This window comes from Pedobacter borealis DSM 19626 (assembly GCF_000708285.2).
In the GTDB taxonomy this organism is placed as follows: Bacteria; Bacteroidota; Bacteroidia; order Sphingobacteriales; family Sphingobacteriaceae; genus Pedobacter; species Pedobacter borealis.
Window position 1 is genome coordinate 1 of the sequence record NZ_JAUG01000130.1, and the last position, 9266, is coordinate 9266.

General features: G+C 39.9%; 8 protein-coding genes. All 8 read right to left on the bottom strand.

Annotated elements, in window-relative coordinates; genetic code table 11:
• Positions 1 to 18: 18 nt before the first annotated feature.
• Positions 19 to 483, bottom strand: coding sequence for a type IX secretion system membrane protein PorP/SprF (locus tag AW17_RS22090; RefSeq protein WP_167343712.1), 465 nt, complete (start codon positions 481 to 483; stop codon positions 19 to 21).
• Between the two features lie 15 nt (positions 484 to 498).
• Positions 499 to 2205 (bottom strand): tetratricopeptide repeat protein, encoded by a 1707-nt coding sequence (locus AW17_RS22095; RefSeq protein ID WP_167343713.1) that lies wholly within the window; start codon positions 2203 to 2205, stop codon positions 499 to 501.
• Positions 2206 to 2461: 256 nt separating this feature from the next.
• Positions 2462 to 2722, bottom strand: a complete 261-nt coding sequence (locus tag AW17_RS22100; RefSeq protein ID WP_029280231.1) for a hypothetical protein — start codon at positions 2720 to 2722, stop codon at positions 2462 to 2464.
• 784 nt (positions 2723 to 3506) lie between these two features.
• Positions 3507 to 3911 (bottom strand): hypothetical protein, encoded by a 405-nt coding sequence (locus AW17_RS22105; protein ID WP_029280233.1) that lies wholly within the window; start codon positions 3909 to 3911, stop codon positions 3507 to 3509.
• A gap of 65 nt (positions 3912 to 3976) precedes the next feature.
• The gene (locus tag AW17_RS22110; protein WP_029280235.1) at positions 3977 to 5929 is read right to left on the bottom strand and encodes an OmpA family protein; all 1953 of its coding nucleotides are present in this window, start codon (positions 5927 to 5929) and stop codon (positions 3977 to 3979) included.
• Entirely contained in the window at positions 5916 to 6449 is a 534-nt protein-coding gene (locus AW17_RS22115; protein WP_029280237.1) for a response regulator, read from the bottom strand. Before AW17_RS22115 ends, AW17_RS22110 begins: the two co-directional genes overlap by 14 nt.
• A 20-nt stretch (positions 6450 to 6469) precedes the next feature.
• Positions 6470 to 7441, bottom strand: a complete 972-nt coding sequence (locus tag AW17_RS22120) for a PorP/SprF family type IX secretion system membrane protein (protein ID WP_029280239.1) — start codon at positions 7439 to 7441, stop codon at positions 6470 to 6472.
• 57 nt (positions 7442 to 7498) lie between these two features.
• Positions 7499 to 9266: T9SS C-terminal target domain-containing protein (locus AW17_RS22125; RefSeq protein WP_029280241.1), on the bottom strand; the 1768-nt coding region annotated here is incomplete at its 5' end.

Genomic DNA, 9266 nt, shown 5'->3' on the forward strand with positions numbered 1-9266 from the left:
GAGATTTAATAATCGAACTCAGGTTATCAGGTATTTCTTCTGGTAATCCATTCCTATCCCGAAGCTGGTGCTCCCGCTACTGTGATAAATCCCATTGAGCAACAACTGTTTCTTTGCAAACCCCAGCTGTGCACCGGCATCCCAGATATTATCAAAACCCTTGATCCCCCTAAATGCTATCTTGGGTTCTATTTCTGCGTCGTTAACAGGGATTTTATAGCTGATAGCAGAATAAAAAGTTGGCAGATCAACTACATTGCCCTCATCCTTCCACAATAAATTTCTCAGGTTGGGCAATGATGCCTCAATACAGATCCTCCCTTTGGTCAATGCAAGACCAAAATCACCATCAAAATGTGCTGCTCTTTGATTGTAACGCCCCACCAAATCATCATTGGGATTACCATTGATCTCATCGGCAATCAGACGTTGGGCCATTATCCCCGCCGAGAGACCAAAATGAAACCGGTATTGAAAAATCATTTCCTCCATATTAAATCAAATATTTGCCATCCAAATATTAATATCCTGAGATGAGGGAATGTTTAACTTTTTCCTGATCCTGTATTTTTTTGCTTCCACCGCCCGGACGGAGGTTTTCGCATAACGGGCTATTTCTTTGGTTTCGAAATTTAATCGCAGCATGACACCAAATTCAACTTCAGCAGCAACAAGATTGGGTGCGAGAACCAAGAGTTTCTTACAAAACTCAGGATCGTATTTATTGAATTTGATGAGGAAAGCAGGATTGTTATTAACAATCATGTGCACAACCTCCTCTAACAGCTCTATTTTTGATGGAGAACGATTATTCTCGCTCAACTCATTTTTGCTGACCAATTCATTTATTTTTTTCTCGGCAGTAGAAACCAGTACCGCCTTTATATTTTGTTGGCCGTGTTTAGCCCTGTAATAAGCAATAAGGGCGACACTCAATCCTATTATAAAGATAAGGAATATGGTGATCAATAATCCATGCTCTTTATTTTTCTTATACTGTTCCTCGACGTGTTCATGCTGTTCGGCTACTTTCCCTTGTTTGTCAGCAAAATCTGATTCAAGCTTAAATGAAGTTAGTTTTTCGATGACTTCATCATTTATCAAACTGTCATTTAAAGCATAGTATTGTTTTTGCATTTTGAAGGCCTCAATTTTTTTTAAACCGCCAAGCGCCTCACTTAATTGCAAAGTAGCCGACATCTTTAATGATAAATTGCCTAACTCATCCGATATGGCTTTGCCAAGCGTGGCATATCGGTAGGCCTGCAGGTAATCAGCCTGCATATTGTAAAGCATGGCCAAACCTGTGTAGGCATTTGCTTTATCAGCCTCTATATTATGAAGGGTTGCTACTTGGAGCGCCTGGCTATAATTATTTAATGAGGCTTTATATTGTTTTTTATAGGCATAACATAGACCAAGGTCTGTATATGCCAAGCTGACTATGTGGTTGTCGTCATGTTCCCTGGACAGCTTCATTGATTTGTACAGATACTCGATAGCGGGATCGTATTTTTTTTGTGCTGTTAATACCTCACCTATATTTAGATAAGCGATACTGATTCCAACCTTATTGCCGGTTTTTATCCATAAACTGATTGCGCGCTGGTAATATGCCAACGATTTTGTATGTAACTTCAAACTCTCCAACATCGTCCCTATGTTATTGTAATTGGATGCAGCATCGGCATCCCGATGAAGTTTAATGTTGATTGACAGCGACTTGAAATAGTAATCAAGCGCCTCGGATGATTTTCCAATATCACCCTGAACTATACCCAAGCAATTGTAGCATCGGGCTATTCCTGGTTCGTCTTTTATCCTTCTTTTTATTTCCAACGCCTGTTTAAAATGGCTTGAGGCCTGGCCATAATCAGCCATAACCTCATACATCGAGCCAAAAGCAAAAAAACAATCGCTTAGGCCTTTTTCATTTTTTAAATTGATATATAGCTGTTTGGCCTCGTTTAAATTTTTTAGCCCCTGTGCATAATTCCCTTTTCGGGCGTAAGCCTTCCCTATATAAAGCAACCCGGCGGCAATTCCTTTATCATATTTTATAACACGTGATTTTTCAAGAGCCAACTTACTATAGTATAGGGTACTATCTGGATTCACATTAAAAAAATAGTCGGCCAGTCTGTTTAGCCGGTTAATGGCTGAGGTATCGGCTGGATTATCCTTTTTTGCTAATGTTGTGACCATCATTGTTGCATGACTATCAACTTTTAAATTATCGGAAGTACAGCAAATGGAATAAGGTGTAAAACAAGCCCCCTCCTTGAAGCTTATCAACAAAAGAATGAAAATTAAAAGAGAACTCAATTTTGTCATGAAAATGATATTAGAACCGTTCTAATTATTGCTATAACCATACCGTTTAAGAAATCAACTCAGCCATTTTACCTGTATTTTATTGCAACTACAGTACCATCAGGTTTCGTAAGTCTAATAAAATTCTTTAAATTTTGGCCGCTGAGTATTGCATTACTGTCGATAGAAATTTTCTCACCGGCGAAGGCATTATATAATGCACATCTAAATTCACAAAAGAATATGAAGGAAACGCAAAAACAGACAACCACAGTTTAGCTCTAGCTCTTACAGCAGTCGCACTAAGTGAAACGAAATACAGGTTGCTACTTCCAACTGCAAAACTTGTGAAAAAAAATACCGTAGCTAAAAACACTGCATGTGCAAAATTTTTAGCAAGATTTTTCATTAAATAATTGCTCAACCTATAGAAAAATCGTGTTGGAGTACACGAAGAGCCTAAATTTTTATTCATACATGACAAACGACTTGCAAACTCCAGATACGAGGTAATTCCAATAGCTTTTTAACTGTTTTGAATTACTCACGCAACCTTAAAATCTATAAAAAAACAAACAAACATTTTTAATTTCAGTTCATTTCTTTGTATGAATGTATAGTATTTTTACAAAGCCACCTCGTTATGTAACATAAAAAATACACAATTAACAGATAAATTCGCCATAACCCAGTAAAAGCAACAAAGATTAACCCCTATCTTTTCTCGTAAAAGTATCTTCATAGCGAACTACTTAAACAGATTTGACAATTGCCTTCTATAATCCACGTTACAACCTCGCTTTCTGTTATCTTTCTCTTTGTTGTAATGACGTAAAGAAAAGGCTATTATTTAACCTGATTGTGCACAAAATATGGACAACTGAATAATCTGTAGCGAAAAAGCATCTGGAGACAGTTCGCACCCTGACTCACTATAAGCTGGAACGGAAAGGATGCTCAACAACTTCCACTTTATAATCAGCAAAGCAATCTGCTGCGACTTAGCATGCAGCAGATTGTTATCGTTTTACTAATTCTGCCCTAAATCAGGATTTAGAGCGATTTCTCTGCTTAGTATCGGATAAAATTTTTTACTGGCATCAAAATCGACTTTTTTTTAAAAAAAAAATGCTTGTTTTTTACCAGACAGCAGCTGTAATAATTCCACTAACACTTGCTGCGCACAGGAACCATTAACAGTGAATTGCCTCCCCTGGAAACTGGTCAGTATTAAAAAATAGTTTCACCGCTAGCGCAAACTTTTCAGAGTGATCATCCCGTTGAATGTACTCACAGAGATAATAATGCGTAAACAAGAACAATTTAACTTTACATAGCTCGTCGGCAAATAAGCTAGGGAACGGATTGACATCATTTCGATAATGATCAATAACCTTGCTTACCTTCTTTGCCAACTTTATCCAAAAACCAACAGCTAAAACCTGCTTTCCCCAAACCCTTGCGAGTTCCTCATTATCGTCCACAGTTTCCTCGGCTACAATTTTCAGGTAAGTAATGAAATTATCGATTTCTATCGGAAAAAGCTGATTGATCATTTTGGCTTTTTTTTTTGTGCTGAGTTCGTGAATCGGTTTCATGTGTTTAATTTTGCTACTTCTCGCTACAAATTCATGTGAATATGTAATGCCAACCTTAATTGTGCTTATTGCTTTACGATTTTGAATTCTGTTCTTCTGTTTAACTGGTGTTCTTCTTCGCTACATGCTACACCATTACTACATTTGTTTAACAGCTGTGTTTCGCCATATCCTTTTGCGGTGATGCGGTTTTTATTGATGCCTCTCGAAATGATATACTCCACAGCAGATTCGGCTCTTTTCTGCGATAGGTCCAGGTTGTAACCATCCTTGCCCCTGCTATCGGTATGTGAACCTAATTCGATCCAGATGGTCGGATTATCGGCCATGATTTTAACCAGTTTATCGAGCTCTACTGCAGCATCCGGGCGGATGTTCCATTTATCGAAATCGTAATAGATATTTTCCAGCTTAATTGCTTTATTTACTACAATAGCCTCTAGATACAGGTTTTGCGTAAGTACGCCAGAGGTTGTTAAACCAATGGTTGCCAGGTTTTCTACATCAGATCTGTAGTTTGTTTTCTCTGCCGAAACGTTGTATTCGGATTCTTTCGATAAATTAAATCGATAACCTCCATTCTCATCAGCTTCGGTTTTTAAAACAGTACCATTTACTTTTGTTAAGGTTACCAAAGCACCTGCAATGGGCTGCTTGCTATCTTTATCAAACACCCTACCTTCTAGTTTGAAAGCCAGGATCATTTTCTGATCGATGGTATAAATATCATCGCTACCCAAACCACCCTCGCGGTTGGAGGAAAGATAAACAATACCACCTTTTTCGTTTAAACTAAAGCCAAAATCATCCTGCGGAGAGTTGAAGGGATAACCCATATTTTCGATCTGGCCAATATTGCCCTTTTCTCTTAAAGCCTGGTATACGTCTAATCCCCCCATCCCAACTCTGCCATCGCTGGAAAAGTAGAAGTTATTCTTTTCATCAAAAACAGGGCTACGTTCGTTGCCTTCTGTATTTACTTCTTTCAGGTTAACCGGTTTGCCCCATTCACCAGCATCTGTTTTTAGGCAAACATAAATATCGGTACCGCCTACCCCACCTGGCATGTTCGAAGCGAAATAAAGGCTATTTCCATCTGTAGTAATAAAAGGATCACCTACCGAGTAACCGTTTACATTATTATAAGCAAATGAAACCGGTTCGCCCCAAACACCATCGGCACCTTTTGTACTGCTAAAAATTTCTACATTAACGGTTGTTGGCTGTTTTTTTAGGCGTTCCAGTTCGTCAGTGATACGGGTTAGCGTAAAATACATGGTTTTGCCATCGGCGGTAAAGCTTGCCGAACCTACGTGATACCTGGTGCCTGCTTTTATGGGAAACAACTGAAGGCTATCGTTTGGTGACAGTTTGCTGTATAGTTTCAGGTATCCGTTACCGGTCCAGCCATATACTTTTTTATCGGGTTCTTTGGATCCGTCGAATCTTAAAAACGGTTTACTTTCTGAAGAGCTTAATCTACTGTTTGATCTATCGGAAGTGAACACAACCCCTCCCTGATAGTTAACGGCACCCCAATCGGACTGTGTGCTATTCAAAGTTTTTTGGTTGATGAGTTCGATTTTTTTAGGATTTCTGATCCATTTCAATGCCGAATCGCAAGAGGCAAGCCAAACAGCCTGCTGCTTTTCTGATATATTTTGTTTTTTACTGATATAATCCAAATACTGGACTTTTGCTTCGCTGTATTTCGAATTGCCTTGTAAAGCTTTGGCATAACCCAAAATATTCTCAGGGCTACTGCCGGGCATTTTAGCGGCAATGGCATACCAGCTTTCGGCCTGTTTGTAGTTATAAACAAGTGCATAAGCATTTGCTAAACGCTCTGCAGCATGTAAAGTTTCTTTCTTTTTATAGGCCTGTTCGTATAAATCGATTGCCTTGCTGTAATTAAACAGTTCGTAAGCTTTATCGGCATCTTTTAATGCATACTGGGCATTGGCAAAGAAAGAAAATGAAATGCCTAATAAGCACAGTATTAATTTATTGTTTCTCATTACTATTTACAATGTTTTTTTGAATTAGCCTTTCATTCTCTGGTTCTCCTTCAATCATCCCCGTCTCTATTTTTTTCTTAATTTTATACCTTAGGCCTGCAGAGAAAAAATCATCAAAGAATCTATCTAACAGTTTATCGCTACAGAAAACATGTTTTCCAGTCAGCAACACCTCTATGGCCCTAATAATTTTATCTTCACCTGCACTTCTGGATAAATAACCTGCAGCGCCACTTCTCAAATAAGAAACCTCATAAACATTTTCTTCCAAGTGACTAAAAACCAAAATTTTGGAAGAATGAAATTTCATCTTCAGTTTTTTTAATTGACCAATACCCTTTGATTTATTATCGGAAATCGTTCCTACTATGATTACATCTGGGCCTTCAATAATATCTTCCACACTATTTACTACAGTTAAAAATTTTGCATCTCTCCAACGGGATTTGATTATAAATCGTAAACCTATTTGTACCAAAGGCATATTCTCTATAATTAAAATTTTCAATTTCTTTTTCATCTTTAGTCAATAGAAATTAATTAAAATACCCTTGGAGTCGCCAATCTGATGTTTTGTTTGATAAAAGAATAAGCGATAGAAATCTCATGTGTGCCACCGCTATAGCCCTGTAATGGACCGATTGAAAAATCGTAACCATAACCGATCCTGAGTTTTTCTGATGGAAAAATCTGTATCGCTGCCACGACAGCGTTCCTAGATGTAAGATCACGCTGCAAATAGCTTTTATCATACAGCTTTACGCCCGTCCGGTACGAACCGCCAACCCAGATAAAATCTTTGATCATCAAAAAGGCATTCAGATCCAAACTCGTTGGACCTCCGCGGTCGTCTTTTAACAGGAAAGAGGGTTTAACCTGAAAATCTTCCGAAAGCGGAAACAATGCCCCTGCGGTAAGGTAATAATGTGGTTTTGGCTGTGGAATAAAGGCATAACGGCCGATATCGATATAAGTGGCAATCAGGTTATCGGCTGAGATACCTGCATAAAACTTATCGTTTGCAAAATAAACCCCTGCCCTGGCATCGGGCACAATGGTGCTCTGCATGCCAACAGGCTGGTTAGGCTCCGGGTTGTTCGGGTTTAGTAGTGAGCCATCGATACCCAACTGCACCATACCTACACCAAGGCCTAAGGCCAATCTAGAACTTCCATCATCGTTCATCCTGATCCGGTAAGCATAGTTACCGTAAATGCTCAGGTTGGTCTGTGCACCAAGTTTATCGCTCGCCACCTGAAGGGCCAAACCTACGTTACCGCTGTTTGCAATGGCATCTACCGCCAGCGACATGCTTTTTGGTGCCCCAGTTATGCCTGTCCACTGGCTCCGGTAAAAGCTATGCACATTCAGCACTTCTTTATAACCTGCATAAGCTGGATTGATGTAGATCCCATTGAACATATACTGGCTATACTGGGCATCCTGCTGTGCAGATACCTGCCGCGAAAGCAACAAAAACGAACCTATTATTAACCATATTAATTTCTTCATCATCTTAATATCTTGAAGTACAGTCCAGTTTTAAACCAGACTGTACAAAGTCATATCTTATTTTTTAAACGCTCTGATTAATGTAATGTAACCTTTAAACACTTCGTACTGGTCGCTTCCTGCTTTTTTAACACGCAATAAGTAGTAGTAAGTACCTTCGTTCAAGCCTTCGCCCGTCCAGTTGTTCTGGTAACCTTTGGCACGGAATACTTCATTGCCCCAACGGTTAACAATAGTGATTTCGTTAACCGGGTATTGGTCAATTCCCAAAATTTCGAAGGTATCGTTTATACCATCACCGTTTGGTGTAAACAGGTTAGGTATGGTAAGGCCAGCAAAGTTAACTCTTAAGGTTACAGTTGCCACATTGGTATAATAACCATAGGCATCCTTTACCCTGTAAGTAAAGGTATCATCACCGGTGTAACCAGGATCAGGTTTATAGGTAACCGTACCATCAGGGTTTACCGTTACTTTACCATGCTGAGGCTGACCTACAATTTCTACCGTTAATTTATCAAGAGTAGAATTTCCAGGATCATCGTTTGCCAACACATTAATGGTAACCGGTTTATCTGCTGCAGTCTGGGCTTTATCATCAACCGCTTTTGGCGATTTAGGGAAAGTGATAACGGTTGCTGTATTGTTGTTTTCGGAAGTCCCTGAAACATCGCTTACATTAACACCACCAAGTGTTTTGGCATTTACAGTTGCAGTATTGGTTACTGTACCCAGGTCTTTATCGGCCTGCGTTAAGGCATACACTTCAACATCGGTTATAGAAGCTCCAGGAGCCAGACCACCAGGCACAGCAATTACCTTATTGTTCAAGCCAAGTTTGGCATCAGTTAAAGTAACAGTATTTAAAGTACCGGTTCCTGTGTTCTTGATTGTAAACGTATAGGTTACCTGATTACCGCTAAATGCTGCTGTTTTAACCAAAGCGATAGCACCCATCACCGGAATCTGTGTTACGGTTGGCGTATTGTTGTTTTCGGCTGTACCAGAGATATCGCTAACGAAAACATTTGCCGGCGTTTGACCAGTAATGGTTGCACTGTTAGTTACACTTGCGGCATCTTTATCTGCTTGGGTTAATTGATAAATATAACTGTTGGTTACGGTAGCACCTGGAGCAAGTGTGCCAGGAATTATCCTGTTCAGTCCAAGTTTGGCATCTACCAGCGTAATAATATGCAGGGTTACATTTCCAGTGTTTTTAACACTGAAATTATAAGTGATACTATTTCCGTCGGCACTTAGCGTACCTGTTTTAACCAGGGTAATGGTAGAAGCCGGAGCAATTAACGTTACCGTAGCATCATCTGCAGCCAGTGTGCCCGGATCATCAGACCGTGGCTTGGTCACCGTACCACCTGGCGTTTGTGCAGTTGCCGAAGCCTGGTTGCTAAATGAGCCTGCATTTACCTCGGTTAAGGTAACGGTGTGCCTTGCAGTTACCGTAACACTTACACCTGGCGCCAGACTTGCAATGCTAACCGGAAGGATTGATCCTGCATCGGCACCAGCATCTGTAACCGCCACATTTGTTAAGGTTACATTACCTGTATTGGTTACCACAATGTTGTAATTAATTACATCGCCAACCTTGCTCACCGTATTGGTGGCTACTTTGGTTAAACTTATTGCTGGAGCTGGTACCAAGCTTACCGTTACCGGAATAGTTACGGTAGTAGTACCACCTTTACCATCACTTACGGTTACAGTGAAAGTATCGTTACCCACATAACCAGGAGTTGGTGTATAAGTACCATCTGGATTCACCACCACAGTGCCGTGTGCCGGAGGCGTACTTACCGTGAAG

What these genes read in the sequence shown, in the direction of transcription:
- AW17_RS22115 (WP_029280237.1), bottom strand. Translation starts at nt 6,449, where the DNA reads ATGAAAAAGAAATTGAAAATTTTAATTATAGAGAATATGCCTTTGGTA.
- AW17_RS22100 (WP_029280231.1), bottom strand. Translation starts at nt 2,722, where the DNA reads ATGAAAAATCTTGCTAAAAATTTTGCACATGCAGTGTTTTTAGCTACG.
- AW17_RS22105 (WP_029280233.1), bottom strand. Translation starts at nt 3,911, where the DNA reads ATGAAACCGATTCACGAACTCAGCACAAAAAAAAAAGCCAAAATGATC.
- AW17_RS22095 (WP_167343713.1), bottom strand. Translation starts at nt 2,205, where the DNA reads ATGGTCACAACATTAGCAAAAAAGGATAATCCAGCCGATACCTCAGCC.
- AW17_RS22120 (WP_029280239.1), bottom strand. Translation starts at nt 7,441, where the DNA reads ATGAAGAAATTAATATGGTTAATAATAGGTTCGTTTTTGTTGCTTTCG.
- AW17_RS22090 (WP_167343712.1), bottom strand. Translation starts at nt 483, where the DNA reads ATGATTTTTCAATACCGGTTTCATTTTGGTCTCTCGGCGGGGATAATG.
- AW17_RS22110 (WP_029280235.1), bottom strand. Translation starts at nt 5,929, where the DNA reads ATGAGAAACAATAAATTAATACTGTGCTTATTAGGCATTTCATTTTCT.